33 protein-coding genes are annotated in these 26644 nt (G+C 36.8%); 28 read left to right on the top strand and 5 right to left on the bottom strand.

Annotated features, from left to right (window positions below):
• The first annotated feature begins 18 nt into the window (after positions 1-18).
• The 7 genes from rplQ to rpsI all read left to right on the top strand — a co-directional run bounded on the left by rplQ (position 19) and on the right by rpsI (position 4801).
• The gene (gene rplQ, locus FC77_RS00460; RefSeq protein WP_054681194.1) at positions 19-402 is read left to right on the top strand and encodes a 50S ribosomal protein L17; all 384 of its coding nucleotides are present in this window, start codon (positions 19-21) and stop codon (positions 400-402) included.
• A 179-nt stretch (positions 403-581) separates the two neighbouring features.
• On the top strand, positions 582-1433 hold the full coding sequence (locus FC77_RS00455; RefSeq protein ID WP_056969501.1) for an energy-coupling factor ABC transporter ATP-binding protein: 852 nt from the start codon (positions 582-584) through the stop codon (positions 1431-1433).
• A complete protein-coding gene (locus FC77_RS00450; protein ID WP_056969499.1) occupies positions 1409-2254 on the top strand; it encodes an energy-coupling factor transporter ATPase in 846 nt (281 codons plus the stop codon). The genes FC77_RS00455 and FC77_RS00450 overlap by 25 nt, the downstream gene beginning before the upstream one ends.
• A gap of 4 nt (positions 2255-2258) precedes the next feature.
• Positions 2259-3056 (top strand): energy-coupling factor transporter transmembrane component T family protein, encoded by a 798-nt coding sequence (locus tag FC77_RS00445; protein WP_054681189.1) that lies wholly within the window; start codon positions 2259-2261, stop codon positions 3054-3056.
• Positions 3057-3845, top strand: a complete 789-nt coding sequence (gene truA, locus FC77_RS00440; RefSeq protein ID WP_056969498.1) for a tRNA pseudouridine(38-40) synthase TruA — start codon at positions 3057-3059, stop codon at positions 3843-3845. It abuts the gene before it with no gap.
• A 105-nt stretch (positions 3846-3950) separates the two neighbouring features.
• Positions 3951-4394: a 50S ribosomal protein L13 gene (gene rplM, locus FC77_RS00435; RefSeq protein WP_054681186.1), complete on the top strand. Its 444-nt coding sequence runs from the start codon at positions 3951-3953 to the stop codon at positions 4392-4394.
• A gap of 11 nt (positions 4395-4405) precedes the next feature.
• Positions 4406-4801 carry a 30S ribosomal protein S9 gene (rpsI, locus tag FC77_RS00430; protein ID WP_054681184.1) on the top strand — a complete coding sequence of 132 codons (396 nt, stop codon included), beginning with the start codon at positions 4406-4408 and terminating at the stop codon, positions 4799-4801.
• Between the two features lie 73 nt (positions 4802-4874).
• Here the strand turns inward: rpsI and FC77_RS00425 are convergent, their stop codons facing one another.
• Positions 4875-5459 (bottom strand): DJ-1 family glyoxalase III, encoded by a 585-nt coding sequence (locus FC77_RS00425; protein WP_056969496.1) that lies wholly within the window; start codon positions 5457-5459, stop codon positions 4875-4877.
• A 45-nt stretch (positions 5460-5504) separates the two neighbouring features.
• The gene (locus tag FC77_RS00420; RefSeq protein ID WP_056969494.1) at positions 5505-6164 is read right to left on the bottom strand and encodes an HAD family hydrolase; all 660 of its coding nucleotides are present in this window, start codon (positions 6162-6164) and stop codon (positions 5505-5507) included.
• A 76-nt stretch (positions 6165-6240) separates the two neighbouring features.
• Between FC77_RS00420 and FC77_RS00415 the strand changes: the two genes are divergently transcribed.
• From FC77_RS00415 to FC77_RS00390, 6 genes are all read left to right on the top strand, one after another.
• Positions 6241-6999 (top strand): sulfite exporter TauE/SafE family protein, encoded by a 759-nt coding sequence (locus tag FC77_RS00415; RefSeq protein ID WP_054681183.1) that lies wholly within the window; start codon positions 6241-6243, stop codon positions 6997-6999.
• A gap of 41 nt (positions 7000-7040) precedes the next feature.
• The gene (locus FC77_RS00410; protein ID WP_056969492.1) at positions 7041-7721 is read left to right on the top strand and encodes a histidine phosphatase family protein; all 681 of its coding nucleotides are present in this window, start codon (positions 7041-7043) and stop codon (positions 7719-7721) included.
• A 60-nt stretch (positions 7722-7781) separates the two neighbouring features.
• The gene (locus FC77_RS00405) at positions 7782-8678 is read left to right on the top strand and encodes a cation diffusion facilitator family transporter (protein WP_056969491.1); all 897 of its coding nucleotides are present in this window, start codon (positions 7782-7784) and stop codon (positions 8676-8678) included.
• An 8-nt stretch (positions 8679-8686) separates the two neighbouring features.
• On the top strand, positions 8687-8869 hold the full coding sequence (locus FC77_RS00400) for a hypothetical protein (protein WP_054681182.1): 183 nt from the start codon (positions 8687-8689) through the stop codon (positions 8867-8869).
• A gap of 11 nt (positions 8870-8880) precedes the next feature.
• Positions 8881-9558: a 2,3-bisphosphoglycerate-dependent phosphoglycerate mutase gene (locus FC77_RS00395; protein WP_056969489.1), complete on the top strand. Its 678-nt coding sequence runs from the start codon at positions 8881-8883 to the stop codon at positions 9556-9558.
• 105 nt (positions 9559-9663) lie between these two features.
• Complete coding sequence (locus FC77_RS00390) at positions 9664-10599, top strand: AAA family ATPase (RefSeq protein WP_056969487.1); 936 nt, start codon at positions 9664-9666, stop codon at positions 10597-10599.
• Positions 10600-10651: 52 nt separating this feature from the next.
• Here the strand turns inward: FC77_RS00390 and pepC are convergent, their stop codons facing one another.
• Together pepC and FC77_RS00380 are read right to left on the bottom strand one after the other, a co-directional pair.
• Entirely contained in the window at positions 10652-12001 is a 1350-nt protein-coding gene (pepC, locus tag FC77_RS00385) for an aminopeptidase C (RefSeq protein ID WP_056969485.1), read from the bottom strand.
• 80 nt (positions 12002-12081) lie between these two features.
• Entirely contained in the window at positions 12082-12384 is a 303-nt protein-coding gene (locus tag FC77_RS00380) for a hypothetical protein (protein ID WP_054681179.1), read from the bottom strand.
• A 121-nt stretch (positions 12385-12505) separates the two neighbouring features.
• Between FC77_RS00380 and FC77_RS00375 the strand changes: the two genes are divergently transcribed.
• From FC77_RS00375 to FC77_RS00335, 9 genes are all read left to right on the top strand, one after another.
• Positions 12506-13063, top strand: coding sequence for a dCTP deaminase/dUTPase family protein (locus FC77_RS00375; RefSeq protein WP_056969483.1), 558 nt, complete (start codon positions 12506-12508; stop codon positions 13061-13063).
• Positions 13064-14440, top strand: coding sequence for a DNA repair protein RadA (gene radA / locus FC77_RS00370; RefSeq protein ID WP_056969481.1), 1377 nt, complete (start codon positions 13064-13066; stop codon positions 14438-14440).
• A 77-nt stretch (positions 14441-14517) separates the two neighbouring features.
• A complete protein-coding gene (gene gltX / locus FC77_RS00365) occupies positions 14518-16017 on the top strand; it encodes a glutamate--tRNA ligase (protein ID WP_056969479.1) in 1500 nt (499 codons plus the stop codon).
• Between the two features lie 99 nt (positions 16018-16116).
• Positions 16117-17547, top strand: coding sequence for a cysteine--tRNA ligase (cysS, locus tag FC77_RS00360; RefSeq protein WP_056969477.1), 1431 nt, complete (start codon positions 16117-16119; stop codon positions 17545-17547).
• On the top strand, positions 17534-17977 hold the full coding sequence (locus tag FC77_RS00355; protein ID WP_056969474.1) for a Mini-ribonuclease 3: 444 nt from the start codon (positions 17534-17536) through the stop codon (positions 17975-17977). Before cysS ends, FC77_RS00355 begins: the two co-directional genes overlap by 14 nt.
• Positions 17964-18719: a 23S rRNA (guanosine(2251)-2'-O)-methyltransferase RlmB gene (gene rlmB, locus FC77_RS00350; protein ID WP_056969472.1), complete on the top strand. Its 756-nt coding sequence runs from the start codon at positions 17964-17966 to the stop codon at positions 18717-18719. Before FC77_RS00355 ends, rlmB begins: the two co-directional genes overlap by 14 nt.
• Positions 18720-18845: 126 nt before the next feature.
• Entirely contained in the window at positions 18846-19421 is a 576-nt protein-coding gene (locus FC77_RS00345) for a sigma-70 RNA polymerase sigma factor region 4 domain-containing protein (RefSeq protein ID WP_056969470.1), read from the top strand.
• 72 nt (positions 19422-19493) lie between these two features.
• Positions 19494-19721, top strand: a complete 228-nt coding sequence (locus FC77_RS00340) for a P8 family protein (RefSeq protein ID WP_054681176.1) — start codon at positions 19494-19496, stop codon at positions 19719-19721.
• Between the two features lie 125 nt (positions 19722-19846).
• Positions 19847-21343 (top strand): gluconokinase, encoded by a 1497-nt coding sequence (locus FC77_RS00335; protein ID WP_056969468.1) that lies wholly within the window; start codon positions 19847-19849, stop codon positions 21341-21343.
• Positions 21344-21401: 58 nt separating this feature from the next.
• Here FC77_RS00335 and FC77_RS00330 read toward each other — a convergent pair whose 3' ends face one another.
• Positions 21402-23144 carry a 1-deoxy-D-xylulose-5-phosphate synthase gene (locus FC77_RS00330; protein WP_054681175.1) on the bottom strand — a complete coding sequence of 581 codons (1743 nt, stop codon included), beginning with the start codon at positions 23142-23144 and terminating at the stop codon, positions 21402-21404.
• A gap of 177 nt (positions 23145-23321) precedes the next feature.
• Between FC77_RS00330 and rpmG the strand changes: the two genes are divergently transcribed.
• From rpmG to FC77_RS00305, 6 genes are all read left to right on the top strand, one after another.
• A complete protein-coding gene (gene rpmG / locus FC77_RS07825) occupies positions 23322-23471 on the top strand; it encodes a 50S ribosomal protein L33 (RefSeq protein WP_082137161.1) in 150 nt (49 codons plus the stop codon).
• 7 nt (positions 23472-23478) lie between these two features.
• Positions 23479-23649, top strand: a complete 171-nt coding sequence (secE, locus tag FC77_RS00325; RefSeq protein WP_054681174.1) for a preprotein translocase subunit SecE — start codon at positions 23479-23481, stop codon at positions 23647-23649.
• A gap of 101 nt (positions 23650-23750) precedes the next feature.
• Entirely contained in the window at positions 23751-24299 is a 549-nt protein-coding gene (nusG, locus tag FC77_RS00320) for a transcription termination/antitermination protein NusG (protein WP_054681173.1), read from the top strand.
• 132 nt (positions 24300-24431) lie between these two features.
• Positions 24432-24857: a 50S ribosomal protein L11 gene (rplK, locus tag FC77_RS00315; RefSeq protein ID WP_054681171.1), complete on the top strand. Its 426-nt coding sequence runs from the start codon at positions 24432-24434 to the stop codon at positions 24855-24857.
• Positions 24858-24932: 75 nt separating this feature from the next.
• Positions 24933-25625: a 50S ribosomal protein L1 gene (rplA, locus tag FC77_RS00310; RefSeq protein WP_056969465.1), complete on the top strand. Its 693-nt coding sequence runs from the start codon at positions 24933-24935 to the stop codon at positions 25623-25625.
• Between the two features lie 146 nt (positions 25626-25771).
• Positions 25772-26641, top strand: coding sequence for a phosphate ABC transporter substrate-binding protein (locus tag FC77_RS00305; RefSeq protein WP_056969463.1), 870 nt, complete (start codon positions 25772-25774; stop codon positions 26639-26641).
• Positions 26642-26644: the final 3 nt, after the last annotated feature.

The following is a 26644-nucleotide window of genomic DNA, read 5'->3' as shown; positions in this document are numbered from 1 at the left end:
AATAAAGGAGGTAAACTGATGGCATACCGTAAATTAGGTCGCGATAGTGCACATAGAAAAGCAATGCTTAGAGAAATGACAACCCAGTTGTTTATTAAAGAACGCATTGTTACTACTGAAGCACGAGCAAAAGAAATTCGTAAAACTGCTGAAAAGATGATAACTTTAGGCAAGCGTGGCGATTTAGCTTCTAGAAGAAAAGCTGCTTCTTTTGTGCGTGATGAAGTTGCTGATATTCATGAAGAAAAAGATGCAGTTGTTGTTAAGTCAGCATTGCAAAAACTCTTCAGTGATATTGCACCTCGTTATAAAGATCGTAATGGTGGTTACACCAGAATTATGAAGTTGGCATTAGCTCGTAAGGGTGATGCAGCTCCAATGGTTATTCTTGAATTAGTATAATTTGGAATAATGTAAACTTAATAGCTATTAAGAATTATCCGTGAAAGTGAGAATAAGCGCGAAGATGATGGCGAAAGCTTAGTCTAGCTTAGATGATGAAAATCATCCCTCTTCATGGGTGATTTTTTTTACTCTTTTTTCTGTTACAATTAAAGCAGTTTTTAGGATGGTGAGATGAGATGGCAAAAGATAGTATTATCAAAATTAGAAATGTTAGTTTTACGTACCCGGATACCACGTCTCCAGCCATAAATAATATTAGTTTCGATATTAAAAGAGGTTCGTGGACTTCTATTATTGGTCATAATGGTAGTGGTAAGTCTACTATTATCAGATTAATCAACGGGCTATTGGTTCCGGATAATAAAAATAGTCCCTATATCGAAGTTGATGGCACAGAATTAACTGATAAAACTGTTTGGAATATTAGAGATAAAGTTGGAATAGTTTTTCAGAATCCCGATAACCAATTTGTTGGTGCCACTGTAGCTGATGATGTTGCTTTTGGGTTGGAGAACCGTGGAGTACCTAGATCTAAAATGCTTAAAATTGTACCAGAAGCGATTAAAGCGGTTGGCATGGATGATTACACTAATGCAGAGCCTTCTAATCTCTCAGGGGGCCAAAAGCAGCGTGTAGCCATTGCTGGTATATTAGCTATTCAACCCAAAATAATTATTTTAGATGAGGCTACCTCAATGCTTGATCCCAGTGGCCGTAGTAAAATTTTACAAATTGTTCATCAAATGAAAAAGAAGGATAATTTGACCGTCGTTTCCATTACGCATGACATTGATGAGGCTAACTTAGCGGATCAGATTATTGTTATGAATAATGGCGGATTGGTTGATCAAGGCAATACAAAGGAAATTTTTAGTAAAGTTAAATTATTAAAAAGCTTGGGTCTTGATGTTCCGTTCGCTTCACAGGTTAAAGAAAAGCTACTGCAATCAGGTATCTCTATTCCTAAAGAAATTAATTCAGAAAAAGAGTTGATAAATTATTTATGTCAATCAAATTCGAAAAAGTAAGCTATACTTATTTTCCTGGTTCACCACTTGAAAAAAAAGGATTAGATAATGTTAGTTTCAAAATTAAAGAAGGACAATTTATTGCGATCATTGGCCATACTGGCAGTGGTAAATCTACTTTAATGCAACATTTTAATGCTTTACTAAAACCAAGTAAGGGTAGAATAGAAATAGCTGGTCAAACCATTCTTCCAACCACTTCAAATAAAAACTTAAAAGAATTACGAAAGCACGTTAGTTTGGTATTCCAATTCCCGGAAGCACAATTATTTGAAAATACTGTGCTTGATGATATTGCTTTTGGTCCTAAGAATTTTGGTTATAGTGAGCAAAAAGCAAAGGAGAAGGCTTGGACTTGGCTAACGCGGGTAGGTTTACCGAAAAGCGTGGCTAACAGATCACCGTTTGATCTTTCTGGTGGACAGATGCGTCAAGTAGCCATTGCGGGAGTCATGGCTTATGAACCTGATATTCTTTGCTTAGATGAACCAGCTGCTGGTTTGGATCCACGCGCCCGGAAACAGATGATGGGTCTTTTTTCTAAATATCAGCAAGAAGGCCATACTGTGATTTTGGTAACGCATAATATGGATGATGTTGCTAATTACGCTAATGATGTTTTGGTGATGGAAAGTGGCAAATTGATTAAGCATGCAAGACCAGCTGAGGTTTTTAAAGATCGTTCTTGGCTAAAAGAACATTATATTGAGGAACCAAAGGCTTCGTTGTTTGCTTCAAAATTAACTAATTTTACTTTTTCTAATACTCCTTTAACTATTAAGGAATTGGTAAAGGGTATAGAAAACAATTTAAAGGAGTGAGCCTGTGAGTAAAATCCTAATAGGTCGATATGTACCTGGAAATTCACTTGTTTATAAAATGGATCCTCGAGGCAAATTACTCGTAACTATCCTTTTCATATTTATAATTTTTCTAGCTAATAATTGGGTTACTTACGCTATCATTACTATTTTTAGTTTCTTAGCTGTCGCAGCGACAAAGTTAAAAGCAAAAGTATTCTGGGATGGGGTTAAGCCACTAATATGGTTGATCTTATTTACTTCTGTACTTCAGCTTTTTTTTACAACTGGTGGACAAATATATTGGAACTGGATAATTTTCACTATCTCTAGTTATGGTATTACTAATGCAATTTATATTTTTATTCGTTTTACGTTAATTATTTTAATTTCAACGGTAATGACAGTAACGACTATGCCACTTGAAATTGCTGATGCAATGGAATGGATATTAACGCCGCTTAAGTATGTTAAGGTACCCATAGATAAAATTGCTTTAGTCATGTCAATTGCCTTACGCTTTGTACCGACACTTTTTGATGAAACTCTTAAAATAATGAACGCTCAGAGGTCTCGTGGAGCTGATTTTAATAATGGCGGTTTGATTAAAAGAGCTAAAGCAATAACTCCTTTGTTAGTTCCCTTATTTATAAATTCATTGGAGACAGCCGTTGATCTTTCGACAGCGATGGAATCAAGGGGCTACCGTGATGGAGCAAATAGAACAAGGTACCGAATATTAAAATGGTCCAAGTATGATTTATATGAGCTAGCATATTTCATAATTTTAGTTTTATTGTTGTTAGTCTTTAGGACAAAATAAATGAGTATAAGATATAAAATGACGATGGCCTATGATGGTCATCTTTTTCATGGCTTTCAAACACAGCGAAACCAGCGGACTGTTCAAGGCACAGTTGAAGCTGCCTTAACGAAAATGACTAAGGGCAAAGAAGTCATAGTGCAAGGATCGGGAAGAACAGATGCTGGTGTTCATGCACTGGGTCAGGTTATTCATTTTGATTACCCGGGAAATATTATTCCTCCTAAAAGAATGCTTTTTGCACTTAATTCGATGATGCCATTGGATATAGTGTTTAGAAAAAGTGAGATAGTTAATAAAAATTTTCACGTTCGGTATAGTACTACCGGGAAATGGTATCGTTATCGAGTTAGTTTAGATAAATTTACCAATCCATTTAAGCGCTTCTATACGGGACACTATCCTTATCCTGTTGATGTCAGTAAAATGCAGCGGGCTGCCCAAGATTTATTAGGGACTCATGATTTTACTAGCTTTGCCGCAAGTGGTGGTCAAATAAAAAATAAAATTCGCACAATGTATTATGTAAATGTTCAAGAGGATAAAAAAGAAAATGAAGTAATTTTTGATTTTATTTGTTCCGGTTTTTTATATAATATGGTTCGAATTTTAGTAGCAATGTTATTAGAAATTGGAAACGGGAAACGGCCAATAAATGACGTTCCAAGAATAATTAAAGCAAAAAATAGACAAGAAGTAAGAGAAACCGCTCAGGCTAATGGATTATTTCTTTATCACGTTTTTTATGAAGACATACCAAAAAAATATCGGCAAGATCTTGATTTATAAATTGACTTTTTTGGTAAAAGGACGTATCCTAATACAGTATGTTTGTCCATGATAGGCCCCGGCAACTTATTGTTTTCAAACAACGAATAAACGGAGGAATTTACATTGCGTACTACACAATTAGCAAAACCTAATGAAATTGAACGTAAGTGGTATATTATTGATGCAACAGATATCTCTTTAGGACGTTTGTCTGCAGCTATAGCCACTATTTTACGAGGTAAGAATAAGCCTCAATACACACCTAATGTTGATACAGGTGATAACGTTATTGTTATTAACGCTTCAAAGCTTAAGTTGACTGGTAAAAAGGCTGCCAAAAAGCTTTATTACCATCACTCTGAATACCGTGGCGGTATGAGAATTACCTCAGCTGGTGAGATGCGTGCTGATAACCCAGTTAGATTAGTTGAATTGTCAGTTAAAGGTATGCTTCCAAAGAATACTCTTGGTCACCAAGAATTTATGAAGATGCATGTTTATGCAAATGCTGATCATAAGCAAGAAGCACAAAAGCCTGAGAAATTAGACATTAATAAATTAATCTAGGAGGTTAAATAATGGCACAACAAGCTGCATATGCAGGTACTGGTCGCCGCAAGGATTCAGTTGCGCGCGTACGTTTAGTACCAGGTAACGGTAAAATTACTGTTAATAATAAAGATGTTAATCAATATATTCCATTCCCTAACTTAGTTAAGGATTTGAAACAACCTTTGACATTAACTGAGACCGATGGTCAATATGACGTTAAGGTTAATGTAAATGGTGGTGGCTTTTCTGGCCAAGCTGGTGCAATCCGTCTTGGTGTTGCAAGAGCACTTCTTGAAGTTGACCCAGATTTCCGTGGTCCATTGAAGAAGGCAGGTTTCTTAACTCGTGATCCAAGAATGGTAGAAAGAAAGAAGCCAGGTTTAAAGAAAGCCCGTAAAGCTTCTCAATTCTCAAAGCGTTAATTTCTATATTTACGCTTATACAAAAAAAGATATCCCGATTTGGGATATCTTTTTTATTTCTTAAAATAAATGATTAAAGGCTGTCTTGAATATTATTAGCTAGATAATCGTAAAGCATGCCTTTCTTTAAAGCTTTGGTGTCAATTCCTAAAACTTCAGCAATCGCATAAGCGAATGCCCAAGCAGTAGCAGGACCACGACTGGTTAAAATCTTCTTGTTTTTGTCAGTAACAGTAATTGTTTCTTTAAAGTGGCCAGTTGGGGCGTCCTTTTTAATTTGTTCATCAAATCCCGGGTAGCAAGTGTAATTAGTATCAGCTAAAAGTCCATAGCGAGCTAAGGCAATAGGAGCAGCACACATTGCAGCATCCCACTTGTTCTCTTTGTGGCGTTTAACCATTAAATCTTGCAATTTTTTGTTATCCCGTAAATTTTCTGCACCAGTTTTTCCACCAGGGAAAGCAACTAAATCATAATCAAGTAAACTGTTATCAACGATTTTGTCACAAGTTAATTTTATGTTGTGGTCACCGTTAATAGTTTTACTAGTTAAGCCGATCATGTCGGCTTTAACTCCTAAACGGCGAAGGACATCAATAATACTGAGTCCCTCAACCTCTTCACAGCCATCTGCAAAAACTACAGCAGCTTTAGTCATAAGCATCTTCCTTTCTGAAATTGATTACATATCATATTGTAACTGTTAATTCAGGTTTAGGTAAAATAATAAATCACTTAATTTTGATAAATGAAGCGTTGGGTGTGGATTGATAGGAAGTTTTTCTTTCCTGGGAGCAAGCCATAATGAATATAGATTAGTGTTTTCTGCACCTTGAATTTCTTCATCAAGGTTAGTTCCAATTACCAACGTTGTATCTGGATCGATTGTGGGATTATCATCTAAAATTTTAAAGAAGATATCTTTATTAGGCAGAGGCTTGCTAAAATCATCTTTAAAGTATTGGACGCTAAAATAATTCATCAGTTCACTTTTCGCTAAACGAGGCAAAATTTGTCCCTTACTTTCTTTTGCAAGTAAAATTAAATTTAACTTGCCTTTTACTTGGTCAAGAAATTCGGGACTTCCTTTAATTAGTTGGTCTTGCTCCCGCATTTTATGTTCAAAGACAGCTTTAGTTTCGGATAAGTCCTGTTTTAAAAAAGTTTGTAATAACAAATCAATTCTTTTGTTTTGTGGTAATAATTTTACTTGTTTTTGTAAACTTGTATATTTTAAACGTTCTGCTGGTCCAAATTCATGTTGAAAATGTTTTAGCGTTTGCCTTAAAGCATTTCTTTCAGCTACTTTTTCATTTAATAAACTTCCTTCAGGGATGAAGATTAAAGTTTCATATGTAGACACTATTTATTACCTTCTTTTTATTCGTTCTTTAATTGCATTATAATGGATAAGACTATTATGTAAAAGGAGTTTATCTATGACCTCAATCGGAACAATAATTTTTCTTTTAGTAGGCGGAGTGGCTGGTGGATTACTTTCATCGGTAGCTTCAATGGCCTCGCTTGCATCGTACCCTGTATTACTTGCGGTAGGGATACCACCAGTATACGCGAATGTAACTAACGATGCGGCGCTGATTTGGACGAGTATTGGTTCCACGATTTCTTCAACTAAGGAGCTAAAGGGGCATTGGAAACAGGTAGGCTTCTTTTCAATCTTTACAGTTTTGGGCTCAATTATTGGTTGCTCTTTATTGTTGTCATTTCCATCTAACGTTTTTGAAAAAGTAGTTCCTATTTTTATCGCTTTTTCTGGGATCATGGTGCTTGTAACTGGGAAGCATCATAGTTTGACTCCTAAAAAGCGGGCAAACTGGCAACGGATTTTATATATTATTGCATTATTAGGAATGGGCGCTTATACGGGCTATTTTGGTGCCGCTGGTGGCGTCATTGTTTTGGTACTGTTAACTTATATTACTAATGATAGATTTATTGTTATTAATGCCATTAAAAATGTGATTACCGGCTTAGCAAACTTAGTTGCTTTGATAATTTTTGCTTTTACTTCCCATATTTATTGGTTACAGGCAATTCCATTAGCAATTGGGATGTTTATTGGTGGTTATATTGGCCCAATTATTTTACGGCACGTTTCTGCTAAAATAATTAGGATATTTATTGCTTGTTTGGCGTTCTTTCAAGCAGGTTATTTCTTTTACAAAGCATATTTATAGCGGCTTTGTTACAATTATAAAAAGGAAGGGGGATTTTTATCTTGGCAACGGAAGTTTATTTAGTCCGTCATGGTGAGACGATGTTTAACCAACTAAACAAAGTTCAAGGTTGGTGTGATTCCCCACTAACTGTTAAAGGGATTAATGATTTAAAGAAGACGGCCTCAGCATTGAGTCAGGTTCATTTTGATAATATGTATTCTTCAGATTTGAAGAGAGCAATTGACACGGTTCACCTTATGAAAAATGCTAACGTGGTATCCGAAATTGGTAAGATTAAAAAATTACCAGAATTTCGAGAAGTATTTTTTGGATCTTTTGAAGGGGACGATATAGACCATACTTGGGATCAGGTTGCTCAAGCGGCAGGCATTGGTCATGAGACTAATGTTGGTAAAATAATTAACTCAGTAGGTGTGTATAATTTTCGTGAAGCAACCAAAAAAGCTGATCCCCGACATTTGGCTGAAAATACAGCAGAACTTGATGATCGCATGATTCGAGCAATCGCATTGTTGCATAACTTAACTAGAAATGAAAAAAGGGTTTTACTCGTTACCCACGGTGATTTTATTAAAACCTTAGCTATTAAGTACTGGAATAAGAGTGACAGGATTCATGATATTCCATTTCCAGATAATGGTAGTGTCAGTCGTGGAATTCTGCATGACAATGGAAAATTTGAAATTGTTGATTATAATGTAAAAGCTGAAAATTTATGAGGAGTCTCACTGCAAATGTGGGACTTTTTTGGTACACTAAAAGCCGAGAGGAAAGTTCATATGAATGAGGATCATACAAGTAAACGTTATGCATACGTAACGGCACTTAATATAATTATTACTGTAGCTGAGTTTATTGGAGGAATATTTTCGGGTTCCTTGGCACTTTTATCAGATGCGGTGCACAATTTAAGTGATGTTGGGGCCGTTATCCTTTCTTTTGTGGCACATTTAATTAGTCGCAGGAGCCGTAACCAAAATAAAACTTTCGGCTATCAAAGAGCAGAAACCTTGGCTGCTTTTACTAACGGAATCATTTTAATTATTATCAGCTTGATTTTGTTTGTAGAAGCAATTGAACGTTTTTGGCAGCCTGAACATATTAAGGGCGGAATCATGCTAATAGTCGCAATTGTTGGCTTATTAGCAAATTTCATTTCGATGATCGCTATGCAGAAAGACGCTAAGAAAAATTTAAACGTCCGTTCAACTTTTGTTCACATGTTTAGTGATGCCTTATCAAGTGTAACGGTCGTAATTGGCGCTATCTTCATTTACTTTTGGAACGTTACCTGGCTTGATCCGCTTTTGACAATGTTAGTGTCACTATTTGTACTGTATGAAGCTTATAAAATTACCATGAAGGCTGCTAACATTTTAATGGAATCTAATCCCAATATTGACTTAAAGCAGGTAAATAAGATAGTTCTCTCTTTTCCAGAAATAAAAAATATTCACCACGTACATTTATGGCGTTATAGCGACAATTGTATTATGCTTGATGCTCATGTTAACGTTGATAAAGATCTGACTGCTGGTGAATTTGAAAAAGTGACACAGCAAATCGGTAAAGAATTGAAAGATAAATTAGGAATTAACCATATTAACTTTCAAGCTGAATGTGAGCGTGGAAGAAACGACGATATGATTGCACCTGGTTATAAACGTGAAAATTAGGAGAAAAAATGGCTTTTAAGGTAAATATATTTACGGCGATCATAGTTCTTATAGTTGGTCTATATGATATGGCTTATGCTTTTAACCGCCGGCGGCAACCAAATAATAAGCACGGAATTACCGCTTTTATGATTTTAGGAATAGTTTTTACTATTGGTGGAATCGTATTGTTGATTATGCACTTTTTATAAAGGGGCTTGAAATGGTCAAGTTAGTTTTAGTACGACATGGTGAGAGTATAGCCAATGCAACTAATGTTTATACGGGTTGGAATGATGTTCCGTTAACTAAAAAGGGTGAAGAGCAGGCAGAAAAAGCGGGTCGACTTATTCAGCAAATACCTGATTTTTATCCCACGCACATTCACACCTCAGTTTTGTCGCGGGCAATAATGACGGCTAATATTGTTGCCGATATATGTAATTTTTTATATTTACCGATTACTAAAACCTGGCGTCTTAATGAGCGTCATTATGGTTCTTTGCGTGGCCTTAATAAAGATGTTTCTCGTAAAGTCTTTGGTGTAAAACAAGTACTGATGTGGAGGCGTGGCTTTTATTCTGTCCCGCCTAAGCAGGGCTCACCTATGATTGACAGGCGCTACCGTTTATGTGATCAGCATTTAATGCCGCGTGCTGAAAGTCTGTATCAAACCCAGTTGCGGTTAATGCCATATTATTATGATCACGTAGCGCCACGACTTCTTAATAATGAAGACCAATTAATCGTGGCTCACGGTTCAAGTTTACGGGCCCTAATTAAAAAGTTAGAAAATATTAATGATCATGATATCGTGAAATTAGAGGTACCGAACGCTGAACCCATTATTTATACGATGGATAATAGGCTGAATATTACTAATAAAGAAATTTTAAAATAAAATATTTGAACATGCTTTTTTGTTCTCTCTAAGGAATTATGCCGATGTATGGTAAAATTTATTACGATATAGATTTTATATAGATTCTTAGTTTGGAGTAAAGGCATGCGTAAAATATTTTTATTACGAGGTGCACCTGGCTCCGGTAAATCTTCTTTTATTTCTCGGCATCACTTACAGCCTTACGCGATCAGTCGCGATCAAATTAGATTATTATTGGCGGATTTAACTGTTTATTATGAAGAAGATACCGATTACTTACATCAAGTAATTCCACGTCACGTTACAGTGCGTACGGAGCAAATGGTGGATAACCTCGTTGAGCACAAAATGTCGTATGGTGAGACGGTAATTGTCGACGGTACGCACATTGTTCCTAGTGCAATCGAACACTTTAAACCTTGGGTAGATAAGTATCATTATGAATTATTTGTTGTTGATCTAATGCAGCATAAGACCTTAAATAGTTTGTTAAAACGTAATCAGGTGCGCGTGCATTATGATTGGGTAAAGCCAGAAGTGGTTAAACAAATGTATAATTCGTACAAGGCTCACCCAGAGGTACCCAATTGGGCTCGTTCAATTACACCTAACCAAATGAATTGGGCATTGTCACAAAGGGAGAGTAACCTCGATCATTTTTCACACGTGATTGCGGTTCCGGATCAAGTCAAAGAGAGCGATTTTCCGCGCGTACATATTTCCAATTTTTATTTTTCGTTTAATAAAAAATTTACAGAAAAATATGGTACGTATCGTAATGTGATTGCGATTGGTAAAACGCGCAATGAGGTTGTGGATGATTTTGAGTTTCCTTACTTTGCTTTTAAATTCCACCACAAACATTTTTTGATCTCGACTTATCCCATTAGAAGTGAAATGTTGGATCCGATTAGAAAAGTTAAGGGCGTATGGAATTACTCTACAGGTCTATATAACTTAGCTGATTTTGTTAAAGAATTTCCTGAAAATAAGCAGCAGCATGTTCATCAGTTTAACTTGAGTAAATTGCAACCTAATCGTTTACTGCACATTTGGTAAAGAAAAAAAGCGTTACAAATTTGTAACGCTTTTTTGATATTAAATAAAATAATTAATATTTAAATGCTAAGGCACCCATTGGATCCCATGGAAGTAACTGGATAGGATTCTTAACACCTTCATCGTAATCTTTCTTCAAATTATCAGGCAAGAATTTCTTGTTAATAACTGCTTGGTAGACGAAGTTGTCGAACCATTTATCACTCATTACGAAGTAGCCTTTGAAGCCAGGCTTTACACCCCATGAGTTTTCTATCTTCCATTTGGTCGGTTTCCCGTCAACAATATCGACACCGGTAATAACCATGGCATGATCCATCATACTTTCGCCTGAATCAAGCATGTCACCCTTGGACATAGAAAAGTCAACGTCAAATAATTCATTGCGGTCATAAAGCTTAGTATCTAATAAACCAGCTTTACGTTCTGAATCCTTCACAACGTTTGAACCGAACCAAACAACTTCCCCAGCTTTAAGCTGTTTGATAATTAATTTCTTCATTTCATCAACTTTTAAGTTAAGGTGACGAACTTGTCGGCCACCCTCAACGTTACCTAAATATTCAACTGAGAATACTTTATGGTAAGGTTTGTCTTTAGTTGGTGAATTAATGGTTGAAATGTGGTCACTTAAATTCATACCAACATACTTGTCGAAAAATTCTTTAGGGGTGACATCTGGATCGCGGTGATAGTTACCATCGTTATCCTTATATTCGAAATCAAATTTCTTTGGTGGGATGCCTAAAGAAATAGATAGTACTCTAAAGACATCGTTTAACATTTCATTTTTACGAGCTTCGACTTTATCCTTAGACTTGCCACTGTTAACCATTTTCCTTAACTTTAAACCATCTTTACGAAGTAAAGTATTCAAGGTATCATTTAAGGCGCTTGAATTGTTGGAGTTGGCAGTTTCTGGGTAGACACTCTTTGGAACGATGCCATATTTTTCAATGATGCCGCAAAGCATGTCCCATTGACCACCATCTTGTTGTGGGGTAGCAAATAAGAATGCGACCTTACGCTTGCCTAGTGGCTTATCGGCGGTAGCAATCACGTTTTCGAAGAACCAGTTGGATTTTTCAAACTTATCCCAAAAGTTTGTGTAGTTCTGGGATAATTCGAAATCCTTTATCTTTAACTTCTTTTGCATTGGGTGGCGCATCGTGTTCAATGCTGAGAACATCCAGCAACGACCTGATTGCTTTTGGTCAGATGGCTTGCCCGTATTGATTTCTATAGAAAAGGTAGGATCTAAATCGATCTTTGACTGTAAATTTTGACTGGCCTTGAAAATACCGTTTTCTTGAGCAGCGCGTCCAGCAACTTTGGCTGCAGGATGATTGGCTAAATCTTTTTTAAAATTTTTAATGTCTTCATTCGTAATTTGTTTTGACATAAAGCTGTTTACCTCCTTGTCGGTTAGTGCTTTTATATACTATTTTATCCTATAAACTGAATGGCGTCTATATTACGTAATTATAGCGTAAAAGGTCTGTGATACCAGTATTGAGCAAATTCTTGATGTTGGGCAAAATAGGCAATTACCACGGGATCTAATGGCCAAATAGGTAAGGCAGATTTTTGTGCAAGTTTTAATGCGGTTGGCATTTCCTTATCTAAAATTTGGGTAGTATTTTCTTTTGGATTAACGAAGAAGTGGTTCATGATCCAAACGGTGCTGTCTTTCCTTTCAATTTTGTCCATGGTCCAGCGACAGATTAGAACGTGGTCTTTATCATATTTTTCAAAAATTTGGTGATGATTATCATTTTCTGTCATATTTTTTCCTTGTTAAAAATAAATATAATTTTTATCGTATTTAATTATAGAAGACTTTAAATGCAATAAGCCCCGAAAACTATTGTAAAATAAATACCTAGTAACTTAAAAGGAGTTAAAAATGGTTAAAACACGTGGTTTTGAAATAGTTTCTAAATATAAAAATAATAATATCAATTTACCGAAGAGACAAACTATTGCAAGTGCAGGTTATGATTTTGAGGCTGCTAAGGATGTTGTTATTCCAAGTATTTGGCGTTTAAACTTTGTACGGATTTTTAGGTTAATTCGAAATGGCCACCAGTTATATGAAAGAGATTATGAATTAGCTGATCAAATTCTTAAGCCATTTTTGATCCCGACGGGAGTTAAAGCATATATGCCAGACGATGAAGTGTTGCTTTTGGCTAATCGTTCTTCGAATACCTTTAAAAAGAATTTAATTTTACCTAATGGAATCGGGGTAATTGATTCTGATTATTACAATAACCCTAATAATGAAGGCGAAATTTCTGTTCAAATAATTAATTATGGTGTCCGTCCTATGCGGATTCATAAGGGTGATAGGATTGCCCAGGGAATTTTTATGAAGTACTTAAAGACCGATGATGATCAACCGGTTAGCCGTAAACGAGTTAGTGGTTTTGGATCCACCAATGATGATGAGGGGAAGGATTAAATGGCCCGTATAAAAACCAAATATAAGTGCCGTTCTTGTGGTTATATTTCTGCAAGTTATTTAGGGCGCTGTCCTAATTGTGGCGCCTGGAATCAATTTGAAAAGGAAACGGAAGAAGTTCAAAAGCGTTCTGCCAAGGCCAGCCCCAGTCGGTTGATTAAGAAAACAGGTATAAATGAGCCTGTTAAGTTAGATAAAGTTAAAGCGGAAAAAGACGACCGGATAGCCACTAAATCTGAAGAATTGAACCGTGTTTTAGGTGGTGGTATTGTACCCGGCTCACTTGTATTAATCGGTGGGGATCCTGGAATAGGTAAATCTACTTTGATGTTACAAATCATGAGTGATCTATCTAAAAAATATAAAGTTCTTTATGTTTCTGGAGAGGAATCAGCTAGTCAGATTAAGCTGCGTGCCAATCGTTTAGGCTTAGGCGCTAGTGATATGCTTTTATATCCAGAAACAGATATGCACGATATTCGTGAGCAAATTAATGATGTACAGCCTGATTTCGTTGTAATTGATTCTATTCAGACCATGAATGAGCCAAGTTTAGATACAATGACTGGCTCAGCTTCACAGGTTCGGGAAGTAACCAGTGAGTTGATGAAAATTGCTAAAATGGACGCAATTACTATTTTTGTTATTGGCCATGTTACTAAAGAGGGAGCAATTGCTGGGCCAAAAATCATGGAGCATATGGTGGATACCGTTCTTTACTTTGAAGGAGATAAACACCACTCCTATCGAATCTTACACTCTGTAAAAAATCGTTTTGGTGCTGCTAATGAAATTGGGATGTTTGAGATGGAAAATGAGGGCTTAAAAGAAGTTACTAATCCTTCGTCAATCTTTCTTGACGAACGTTTACCGCGTTCGACAGGTTCATCCGTTGTGGTTTCACTTGAAGGAACACGACCTCTGTTAGCTGAAATTCAGGCGCTAGTCACACCAACAGCGTTTGGCTATGCTAAGAGGACTACATCAGGTATTGATTATAATCGAGCCGCCCTTCTTTTAGCGGTACTTGAAAAAAGGGGCAACCTTATGTTGCAAAATCAGGATGTATATCTTACCGCGACCGGTGGTATTAAATTAAACGAACCAGCGATTGATCTAGCTATAACGATGTCTGTGGCATCGAGTTATACTAACAAAGAAATAAGTGCTACAGATTGTTTTGTAGGCGAAGTTGGTTTAACCGGAGAAGTTCGGCGGGTAAATAAAATTCAGGCGCGAGTTAATGAGGCAGCTAAGGTTGGGTTTAAACGGATCTTTATTCCTCGTCACAATATGTATAAGGGATTAAAAGATTTGGAAATTGAAGTTGTTCCCGTTTCGAGTATCCCGCAAGCTTTAAAGCTTGTTTTTGGTTAACAGAAAATTGAACTTTTCCTGTATTACGCGTAAACTAAAACTGTTTGAATTTACTATTTTTGAAAGAGGCATGAATTTTGGCTAAAGAAAAAATCCGTGTAAGATATGCACCGAGTCCAACTGGTCACTTGCACATTGGTAATGCACGTACAGCACTTTTTAACTATTTATTCGCTCGTCATAATAAGGGTACCCTTGTCTTAAGAATCGAAGACACCGACCAAAAACGTAACGTTAAGGGCGGTTCTAAATCTCAGATGGATAACCTTCATTGGCTAGGTATTGATTGGGATGAAGGCCCTGATAAAGGCGGCGACTACGGTCCTTATCGGCAATCAGATAGAAAAGCTATTTATAACAAATATATCAAGCAATTGGTTGCTGAAGGCAAAGCATATTATTCCTATAAGACTGAGGAAGAACTTGAAGCTCAGCGTGAGGAACAACGTGCTATGGGTGTTGCACCACATTATACCTATGAATATGAAGGTATGACAGCTGATGAAATCAAAGAAACCCAAGCTAAAGCTCAAGCTAAGGGATTGAAGCCTGTTGTCCGGATTCATATTCCTGAAATGGAAACATATGAATGGGATGATATTGTTAAGGGACATTTGAGTTTCGAATCTGATACTATTGGTGGCGACTTTGTCATTCAAAAACGTGACGGGATGCCAACTTATAACTTTGCAGTTGTAGTTGATGACCACCTAATGAAGATCACCCACGTCCTTCGTGGGGATGACCATGTTTCTAACACTCCTAAACAATTAGTTGTTTATGAAGCACTGGGTTGGAAACCGCCTAAGTTTGGTCATATGACTCTGATTATTAATGCCAAGACTGGTAAGAAATTATCTAAGCGTGATGAATCTGTTCTGCAATTTATTGAACAGTACCGTGACATGGGTTATTTACCAGATGCTATGTTTAACTTTATTGCTTTGCTTGGCTGGTCACCGGTTGGTGAAAACGAAATTTTTAATAAGCGGCAATTGATCAAGCAGTTTGATCCTAAACGTTTATCTAAGTCTCCGGCTGCTTTTGACCAGAAAAAACTGGAATGGATTAACAACCAGTACATTAAGAAAACCAATAGGGATACCTTATTAGACTTAGCTTTAAATAATTTGCAAGAAGCTGGTTTAGTAGATAAAAATCCTAGTCCAGAAAAGATGGAATGGGTAAGACAATTGGTTAACATTTATTCTGTTCAGATGTCTTATACCAAACAAATTATTGATTTGGCAAAAATTTTCTTTGAAGATCCTAAAGATTTATCTGATAAGGAAATTGATGAAATTCGTAAAGATGATGCTCGTCCGGTAATTGAGGAATTTAAGAAACAAATTGATCTTATTCCGCGTTTTACCTCTGTCCAGATTATGAAGGCAATTAATGCTACTCGTCATGTGACTGGCATTAAGGGTAGAAAGTTATTTATGCCAATTAGAATTGCTACCACAAGATCGATGGTAGGTCCTGGTATTGGGGAAGCCATGGAACTTTTAGGTAAGAAACGGGTTAAAACTCATCTAGACTTAACTTTGAAACAAATGAAGGATAATGGCCTTTAATTAGTAAAAGTTAAAGAAGCTGCGATTAATCGCAGCTTCTTTTTTATAGTTCTGTTAAAATAAAAATAGCTATTTTTAAGAAGGGATAAGGAAACACTCGTGAAGATTTACAATACTTTAACGCGAAAAAAAGAAAAATTTAAAGCAATTCATCCCGGACAAATTACAATGTATGTCTGTGGTCCAACTGTGTATAACTATATCCACATTGGAAATGCTAGAAGTGTTATAGCTTTTGATACTATTCGCCGTTACTTTGAATATAAAGGCTATAAGGTTAAGTATGTTTCTAACTTTACTGATGTTGATGACAAGATGATTAATGAGGCCCGAGCAGAAGGGACGACTGTTCCAAAGTTGGCGGATCGTTTTATTAAGGCCTATTTAGAAGACACTAATGCTTTAAATGTAGAAAAGGCAACCTTACATCCCCGTGCTACCCATGAAATTAAATCTATTATCACTTTTATTCAAAAGTTGATCGATAAGGGCTATGCTTATGAAGTCGATGGTGACGTGTATTATCGTGCTAAGAAATTTGCTCATTATGGTGAACTGAGCGATCAAAATATTGCCCAACTTGAAGAAGGTGCCTCAAAACATATTAATGATGAGGAACAGCAACGTAAGGAAGATCCGATCGACTTCGCCCTATGGAAGGCTCAGAAAGAACCAGATGAAATTGCATGGGAGTCACCATGGGGGAAAGGCCGCCCTGGTTGGCATATTGAATGTTCAGTTATGTCTACCAAGTACTTAGGCGATACGATCGATATTCATGGTGGTGGCCAGGATTTGGAATTTCCTCACCATGAAAATGAAATTGCTCAAAGTGAGGCAGCAACCGGCAAAAAATTTGTTAATTACTGGATGCATAATGGTTTTGTCACTGTGGGTAAAGACCAAGAAAAGATGTCCAAGTCGCTTCATAATTTCGTAACTGTCCATGATATTTTAAAAAGGGTTGATCCACAGGTCTTACGTTTCTTTATGGCAAGTGTTCAGTATAGAAGACAAATTAATTATTCTGAGGAAAATTTAAAACAGGCTGAAATTATTTTGAACCGTTTTAAAAACACATTGACCAGCATTGACTACCGTCTGGCGGATGATACCGAAAGTGCTGCTTCTGCAGAATTAAAACAGGCCGTTCAAGAAACACAAAAGCATTTTGAAGCAGCGATGGACGACGATTTCAATGTTCAAAATGCCTTAACCGCAATTTATGATGTTTTGCCCGTTGTTAATGCTAATGCTAATCTTAGCAAAGTAGATAAGGGTGAATTGAAACACTTTAAGGAATTATTGAATTCCTGGCTCAGTATCTTTGGAATTGATACTAAAAAGTTAACCGCTAAAGTAACCTCTCCAGATAATGAAAAGATAAATACTTTAATAAAGATGCGTGATGAAGCTCGTAAGAATAAAAACTGGGCAGCCAGTGATCAAATCCGTGATCGTTTAAAGAGGATGGGTATTACCATCCAAGATACCCCACAGGGGACAAGGTGGACTCGTGACGAAAATTAAAAAATTAACTGAAAAAAATTTTGATCCTAACGTTTTAAGTGGACAGACTCTAGCTTATTTAGGGGATGCTGTTTATGAAGTGTTTATTCGGCGGCATTTGGTAAAAGGTGGCATTGTGAGGCCACAAGTTTTGCAACGTGAGGCAACACACTATGTTTCTGCTAAAGCTCAAGCAGCGTTAATTACCCAGCTCCAAGATGAAAATCGTTTAACTGAAGATGAATTAACGATTTTTCGTCGTGGCCGTAATTCTAAGAGTCACACAAAGGCTAAGAATACTACTTTAAGGACTTACCAGCTTTCAACTGGTTTTGAAGCTGTTTGGGGCTATCTAGACTTATTAGGCAAAAATGAACGCGTAGCGGATCTTAGCAAGTGGTGTATTAAGACTGTGGAAGATGGTGGCACAAGTAAATATGACTTCGAATGATAAGGATTTTGTATTTGGTAGACATAGTGGCTTAGATTTTTTGCGGACGCAGAATGCGGACCGGATTAATAAGGTGTTTTTACAGCATGGCATTCAAGAAAACTTTGCTAATCAAGTGTATGCCTTAGCTAAAAAGAAAAGTTTGGTTGTACAAACAGTTCCTAAAAATAAGTTAGATCGACTGGTTCAGGGACAAAACCACCAGGGCTTGGTTTTAGCAATTTCTAGTTTTGAATATGCTGATCTAAATGCTTTGCTTGATCAATTTGAAAAAAATGATAAAGATGCCTTTTTACTTATGCTTGATTCAATTGAGGATCCCCATAATTTAGGCTCAATTTTGCGTTCCGCTGATGCAACGGGAGTTAATGCCATTATTATTCCTAAAAGGCACGCTACGGGCTTAACGTCTGTAGTAGCTAAAACGTCTACTGGTGCTATCGATTATGTTCCGGTTGCCCGTGTTAATAACCTAGTTCAAACGACCAAATTGTTGAAGAAACGGGGTTATTGGATTTTTGGCACAGATATGAAGGGTACGGATTATCGCCGTTGGAATGCCAATGGTAAAACCGTGCTTGTTATTGGTAATGAGGGCAAAGGGATTTCTCATCTTCTTAAAGAACAGATGGATCAAACCCTTACTTTACCAATGGTTGGACACGTTCAATCTTTAAATGCGAGTGTTGCGACCGGTATTTTACTTTATCAAATGATGAATAGCAGAAATCCATTAAAATAGTACATACCTTCTTTATTGTCATTTAAGTGCTTACAAAAGATTATTTATGTTTATATGAACATGGATTCGCTATTTTTGCACTCAGTACTTCTATATTCTTACTCAGTAAAGGGAGTAGGGATAGAAATGAAAGTATCTGAATTAACCGAAAAAATAGAAGCTGATCTGATTGCAAGGATTTGTCATGAAGATGATGATGCCTTGCAGGAGTTATGTTATTACTACCGCCCAATGATTAATGCTGTGGAAAAGAATTATTTCTTACGGCACTATGATCATCAGGATTGGGAGCAGGATGCAATGATCGTGTGTTATAAATCTGCGATTGTATATTCGCATAAGAGGGGAAAGTTTGGTAGCTATTTTAAGAAGCGTCTCAATAACCATGCCAGGACTTTGGTTAGGTATGATTTGGCATATAGAAGACGGGCTTTTAAGGAATCTATTTCTTTGGAAGCTTTGATTGAAAATAATACCGAATGTATTGAGCAACCGACTGGTTGTTGTTTAGAAGTGCCGATTAGTGAGACCTATACTGAATTCCTTAATAGTTTATCTGCTTTAGAAATTAGTGCTTTACTAACTATTTTGGGAGAAGCAGATCAAGAAAAAATTGTGAAAAGACTGAAGATAGACCGTATGGCTTTACTTAGAGCAAGGTCGAGAGTTCTTCAAAAATTACGAAAAGTATTGTTTAATTAACCTTTTTGTAGAAGCAAATTTAAATTTGCGGTATAATTTAATTTGTAGAATAATTTTAGGAGGTAATTTAAGATGGCAGAAGAAAAAGGTAAAATTTTTAAGACTGCATTATTAGACCGTCATATGAAAGAAGTATTTGACTGGAGCGACTCAAACGTACCAGTTAGAGATGCCCTTTGGGACTACTTCATGGAAAAGAATGGTAGAGATACCATGAAGACTGAGCAAGATATGCTTCCGTTCTTAAAGGACGATGACGATAAGATCGAAGCCTTTGTTAACGACAATCTTAAGAAGTAAATCTAACTAATAACAATGTCTTACGCATGGTGGCCACGTTTAAAGTTATGACCACTAATAAAAACAGCTACTTTTTGGTAGCTGTTTTTATTTTGGTTTGTTAATGAAGAAATAGGTATGAGCGAATGAATTATATTATCGGACTAGACGTTGGTACGACTGCTACTAAGGGTACCGTATATGATATAAATGGTAAGAAAAAAGCTGAATTGAAGAAGGGCTATCCTTTAATTCAACTTAAAGAGGACCAAGCAGAAGAAGATCCACGTTTGATTTTTGCTGCGGTTCAAACGATTATCTTTAAATTATCCAAAATGGTTAAGGGTAAGGTTATAGCTATTTCTTGGTCAAGTCAGATGCATAGCTTAATCGGACTTGATAAAAATGGTGAGCTGTTAACTAATAGTATTACTTGGGCAGATAATCGGGCAAAGGATATTGTTTTGCGGGATAAAGAATCTGGCCTGGCTCTTAAAATTTATCAGCAGACAGGGATGCCCGTTCATCCAATGGCCCCTGTGTATAAGTTGGCTTGGTTAAAAGAAAATAAGCCAGAATTGTTTACACAGGTGGATAAATGGGTAGATATTAAAACTTATTTACTTTATCGCTTGACCGGAGAATTTAAAGAAGACATAACAATGGCCGCTGGTACGGGTTTATTTTCCTTAAAAAAACTTGCTTGGGATCAAATTATATTAAATCAGCTTGGATTGAAAGATAGAAATTTTCCACAATTAGTTCAACCAACTGCTGTTATTGGCAAAATGAAGGATGAGTATGTGCATAAGTTAGACTTGCCTGCAGATGTCAAAGTCATTGCTGGTGCTAGTGATGGTTATTTATCTACAGTTGGGGTTGGTGCTGTTGATAAAAACGAATTTGCTCTGAACATAGGCACATCTGGGGCAGTCAGAATGTTTAGTAAAAAGGTATTACTGGATAAAAAGGCTCGTTTTTTCTGCTACCCGTCTTCTAAAAATAATTATTTATTAGGGGGCCCCGTGAATAATGGTGGCATTATCTTTGAATGGGCCAAGAAAATGCTTTTAGGCCCGCAGGCTACCGCCAAAAATTTTTTAGACTTAGCACAAACTGCTCCGGCCGGTAGTGACGGGTTACTTTTTCATCCTTATCTTGGTGGAGAACGAGCACCGATTTGGGATTCAAACGCTCGCGGGTCTTTTGTTGGCCTAACCCGAAAACATACTAAAGCTTATATGGCTCGTAGTGTTCTAGAAGGCATTATTTTTAATTTACGGGCTGCGGCGCATTTGTTGACTGCAAGTGTAGGTAAGCCGAAAGAATTGCGTATTACCGGTGGATTTGTCCGTAGTAACTTTGTTCGCCAAATGATTGCTAACATATTTGCTATTCCGGTTGTAACTATGAAAAACGATCAGAGCGGAACGATGGCGGCGATGCTCTTAGCAAGGCAAGAATTGGGTTTTACTGAGAACCGGGAGAAGATAAAAAATTTAATTAAAGAAGATAAGACTTATTTTCCGGATCAAGAGGAAGCTGAGCTTTATCAAAATCTTTTTCCGCTTTATTGTGAAATAGGACAAGACCTAGAAAAGAGTTATGCTAAAATAGCTGCTTTTCAAAAAAGGCAAAAATAAAGAGCAGCTATATTCATTAATTTGAATATAGCTACTTTTTGTTTAAATTATATTTACTTTAAAGTGCTTTTACATCAGCAACAATCTGGTCAACTGTTAAATGATTTTGCTTATAAATCTCTTTGAGTGGCGTTTGGTCAGTGTAAACACGTTTTTGACCATAGTTAAGTACCTTAACACCTTTATTGCCAAGATATGATGCTACCTTCTCACCGTATCCACCATCAAGTGCGTCATCTTCAAGGGTGATAATTACTTTGTGGTTGGCTGCTAATTTATCTAAGGTATCTTTATCAAGAATATTAGCAGAGACAGGATTTACGAGGGTGGCATTTAATTTACTTGCTACCTTTGCTCCTAATTGATAGAAGTCACCTAAAGCAAGGACAGCGACATCTTTACCAGGCTTAACTTGGTATTGAATGTTGGAATAATCTTTGATGACTTTATTATCGTCGCCTTCAGGTACATCGTTGATCGGCATCTTGATTGCTACTGGATGCTTTCTTTGTTCGATTGCCCAATGCATCATAGCTTTTTCTTCAGCTAAGTTAGTTGGAGCTAAGTAGATCCAGTTTGGCAAGTTAGAAATCAGTACTTGGTCAAACATACCCAAGTGGGTCTTAGATTCACTTGAAATACCACCGGCACCGACCATCATAACTACTGGTAAATCGTTAGCAGCTGTATCGTGTGATAATTGGTCAAAGGCACGCTGTAAGAAGCTGGAATTTTCAAATAAGACAGGAGTTCCGCCTTCTTTTGCAAAGCCCGTGGCAAAAGCGACCGATTCTTGTTCAGCGATACCAACGTCTTTGTAATGATCTGGGTACTTATCTTTAATTTCATCTAAATCAAAGTTGCTTGGAATAGCAGCATTAATTGCGATTATCTTGTTACCAGCCTTGATTTGTTCCTTAATTACGTCAGTAGCTACAGTATTAGGATTTGGCTTTTTCTCTGGTGTGAGTGGTTTGTCAGTCTTTAGGTCAAACGGAATTACCCAGTGGTGGAACTCTTCATCTTTAAGAGCTGGGCTATAACCCTTTCCTTTAAGGGTATTAATGTGTAAAAGAATAGGATGATCAACATCTTTAACTGCCTTAAACGCATTAATCATATCTTGAATATTATTGCCATCTGCAACGTAGCGATAATCAAAGCCCATAGCCTTAAATGGGTTTTCTGCAGCTTCACCGTTAGAATCACGGAGCTTTTTAAGTGCAGTGACTAAACCACCAACGTTTTTATCGATAGACCACTGGTTATCATTTACAACAATAACTAAATTATGCTTTTCAATTGCGGCGTTGTTGAAGCCTTCATAGGCAAGACCACCGGTCATTGAACCATCACCAATTAAAGCCGTAATATTTTCATGACCACCCATCAAGTCACGTGCCCTAGCCATTCCAGTTGCTAAGGCAACAGAAGTTGAGGTGTGACCAATAGCGAAGTAGTCGTAGGGACTTTCATCGGGATTGGTAAATGGCGTGACGTCATCGTAGTGGTTAGGATCAAGCCATGCTTGTGCACGGCCGGTTAACATCTTGTGTGGATAAGTTTGGTGTGAAACGTCCCAAACAATCTTATCTTTTGGTGCATCAAACACGTAATGGTAAGCAATTGTAGCTTCCACAATACCCAAGTCTGGGCCAAGGTGACCACCTTTTGCTGCGTCTTTTTCTAAGATTAAAGTTCTAATTTCTTTTGCTAATTTTTCCATTTCTGGGATACTCAATTTCTTGAGATCTTTTGGACCAGAAATCTTATTTAATAAATAATCTGGATGCTTGTTCATATGAACTTCCTTATTAATTATGAGATTATTATAGATTTTATATTTCCAATTATAAAACATTTTGTTTTAATTGCTTTCAATAATTAAAAGTTATTGACGATACGATATTAAAGGTTATAAAATGAATTGCTTAAGTAAAAAAAATTTGCTAAAATATAGGGGTTTGGAAGTGAGATTATGGCAGTGAAAAAGGCAGCTTTGGCCTGCAGTGTATGTGGCTCTCGTAACTACTCAATCACGGCAAGTAAGAATCGCACTCAGCGACTAGAATTAAGAAAATTTTGTAAGCATTGCGGTAAAATGACTTTACATAAGGAAACGAGGTAGGAAGTAAATGATTAAGTTTTTCAAAAGTGTTGTTCATGAAATGAAATTAGTAACATGGCCAACTCCTAAACAAAATCGTCGTGATACGATAACAGTTATCGTAACTTCAATCTTGTTTGCCGTATATTTGGGTGCACTTGACTGGGTATTTACCAGCTTGACCCAAATGGTTATGTAATAGAAATAATTATTTTTACGTGGTATAATTTAAATGATCATAAAAGACCTCTGCATGGAGGCTTTTTTGTTTGCCAAAATTTAAGGAGATATATTTGAAAAATGGTCGAAACAACTAAAAAGAAATGGTACGTTTTACACACTTATTCCGGTTATGAAGATAAGGTTAAATCAGATTTATTATCACGTGCGCAAAGTATGGGGATGCAAGATTACATCTTTCGTGTCATGGTACCTGAACAAGAAAAGGTTGAAAAAGTTCGTGGTAAGAAACAAGACGTTGAGGAGAAAATCTTCCCCGGTTATGTTTTAGTTGAAATGGTAATGACCGATGAAAGTTGGTTTGTCGCTCGTAATACGCCTAACGTTACCGGCTTTGTTGGTTCTCATGGCGGTGGTTCTAAACCAGCCCCACTTCTCGACGAAGAGATTAATCGACTTTTACGTCAACAGGGTGAACCAGCTAAGCGGCCGACCACTAGCTTTAAAGTTGGTGAACAGGTTACCATTATTGATGGCGCCTTTAATGGTGTTGTAGGCAAAGTTACCGAAGTTCAACCAGATAAATACAAGTTATTTGTTTCTGTTGACATGTTTGGTAGAGCTACTACAACAGAACTTGATTATGATCAGGTAAAGAAAATAAATTAAAAATACGAATAAGTAAATATTGAAATTATCATCAAACGATGATAAGATACAACAGTACTTTTATTAGTGTGGGAGGAGAAGTAAGTTACCTCTCCATTTTAACCACATCACGGAATCAAGGAGGTTTTGACCGTGGCAAAGAAAGTTATTAACGTAGTCAAATTACAAATTCCAGCCGGTGCTGCAACACCTGCACCCCCAGTTGGTCCTGCTTTGGGTCAAGCTGGTATTAACATTGTAGGCTTTACTAAAGACTTCAATGCTAGAACCGCTGATCAAAAAGGCATGATTATTCCTGTAGTCATTACAGTATATGAAGATCGTTCGTTCGATTTCGTTACTAAGACTCCACCAGCTCCAGTTCTTTTAAAGAAAGCTGCTAAGATCAAGAAGGCTTCTGGTGAACCTAATACCAAGAAAGTTGGTAAGGTTACCAAGGACCAAGTTAAGGAAATTGCCCAAACTAAAATGAAGGATCTTAATGCTGCCGATGTCGACGGAGCTATGCGTATGGTTGAAGGTACTGCTAGAAGCATGGGTATCGAAGTCGAAGACTAATCCTGTTATTTATAACAATTTAGGTGGGAGAGCTATAGAGAAGCTCGTTTGACCACATATTAAGGAGGAAATCACATGCCAAAGCATGGTAAGAAATATTTAGAAGCTGCTAAAAAAGTAGATCCAAAGAAATTGTACTCTGTAGCAGATGCTATGAAACTTGTTAAGGAAACTTCATATGCAAACTTTGATGCTTCAGTTGAAGTTTCATATAATTTGAGTGTTGACCCCAAGCAAGCTGACCAACAAATTCGTGGTTCACTTGTTTTACCAAACGGTACAGGTAAGACCCAAAAGGTTATTGTCTTTGCTGAAGGTGCTCAAGCTGATCAAGCCAAAGCAGCTGGTGCTGACGAAGTTGGTTCAGATGACTTAGTACAAAAGATTCAAAATGGTTATTTGGACTTTGACGTTGTTATTGCTACACCAATGATGATGGCTAAGGTTGGTCGTTTAGGTCGTATTCTTGGGCCTAAAGGTTTGATGCCAAACCCTAAGACTGGTACTGTAACTATGGATATTGAAAAGGCTGTTAAGAACGTTAAGGCCGGTCAAGTTGAATACCGGGTTGATCGTCAAGCAGCTATTCATGCCGCTATCGGTAAGGTATCCTTTACTGATGAGCAATTGGTACAAAATTTTGATGCTTTACGTGACGTCATCTTACGTGCGCGTCCTGCATCAGCTAAGGGCCAATATATTGAAAGTGTTGCAGTTGCTGCAACTTTTGGTCCTGGGATTAAGTTGGATCCACTAAACTTAAAGTAGTTTAAAATTAATTAAATGTAAAAAAGCACTTTGCGTATAGCAAGGTGCTTTTTTTGATGGTATAATTAATTAATTTCAAAATGAAAAGGCTTAATTTGGTAATGAAATTAGTTTGATAATTTAATAATAGCTAAAGGGGAACGATTATGCATAAACATCTGTTAGAAAAATTGACCATTCTGTTTTTGTTTATAGTGACTTTTTTAACGGGATGTGCCAATAATAATAGTTCTAAAATTACAATTGTAGGTTCTAGTGCACTTCAACCCTTGGCAGAACAAGCGGGGAATGATTATCGACTGTCTCATTCTGGTAGTAATATAGTTGTCCAAGGAGGCGGTTCCGGTACTGGCCTGAGTCAGATACAAGCTGGTGCGGTTCAAATTGGCTCTTCCGATGTTTTCGCAGATACACAAAAAGGCATTAACGCCCACCTGCTTAAAGATTATTTGGTTGCAGTAGTTGGGGTAGTTCCTATTGTTAATAAAGGTGTCGGTGTGAAAAATTTGTCTATTAAACAGTTACAAGAAATTTTCACCGGTAAAATTACTAATTGGCAACAAGTTGGTGGTAAAAAAGGTGCCATCATCGTAATTAATCGTTCTAAAGGTAGTGGTACCAGAGCTACTTTTGAAGATTTAGTTTTAAGGGGTAAACAAGCAGTTAAGTCGCAAGAGCAAGATTCTAACGGTACCGTTAAGAAAATTGTTAATTCGACCCCAGGAACAATTTCTTACATTTCTTTTCCATACGCTACGGATAACAATATTCAAAAGTTAAGTATTGATCACGTATACCCAACTAATAAAAATATCCCTGATAATAAATGGAAATTATGGTCTTATGAGCATATGTACACTAAAGGCAAACCGAATAAGGCTACAGCTTCTTTTCTTAAATACATGTTAAGTAAAAAGATTCAAACCGGCTTAATACCAAAAACAGGATATCTTAGTGTTAACCAGATGCATGTTAAACGTGATAGTCATAATAAAGTTACGAAATTGGGTAAATAAGTT

Source organism: Lactobacillus acetotolerans DSM 20749 = JCM 3825, assembly GCF_001436775.1.
In the GTDB taxonomy this organism is placed as follows: Bacteria; Bacillota; Bacilli; order Lactobacillales; family Lactobacillaceae; genus Lactobacillus; species Lactobacillus acetotolerans.
This window is presented reverse-complemented; position numbering and strand designations above follow the sequence as displayed.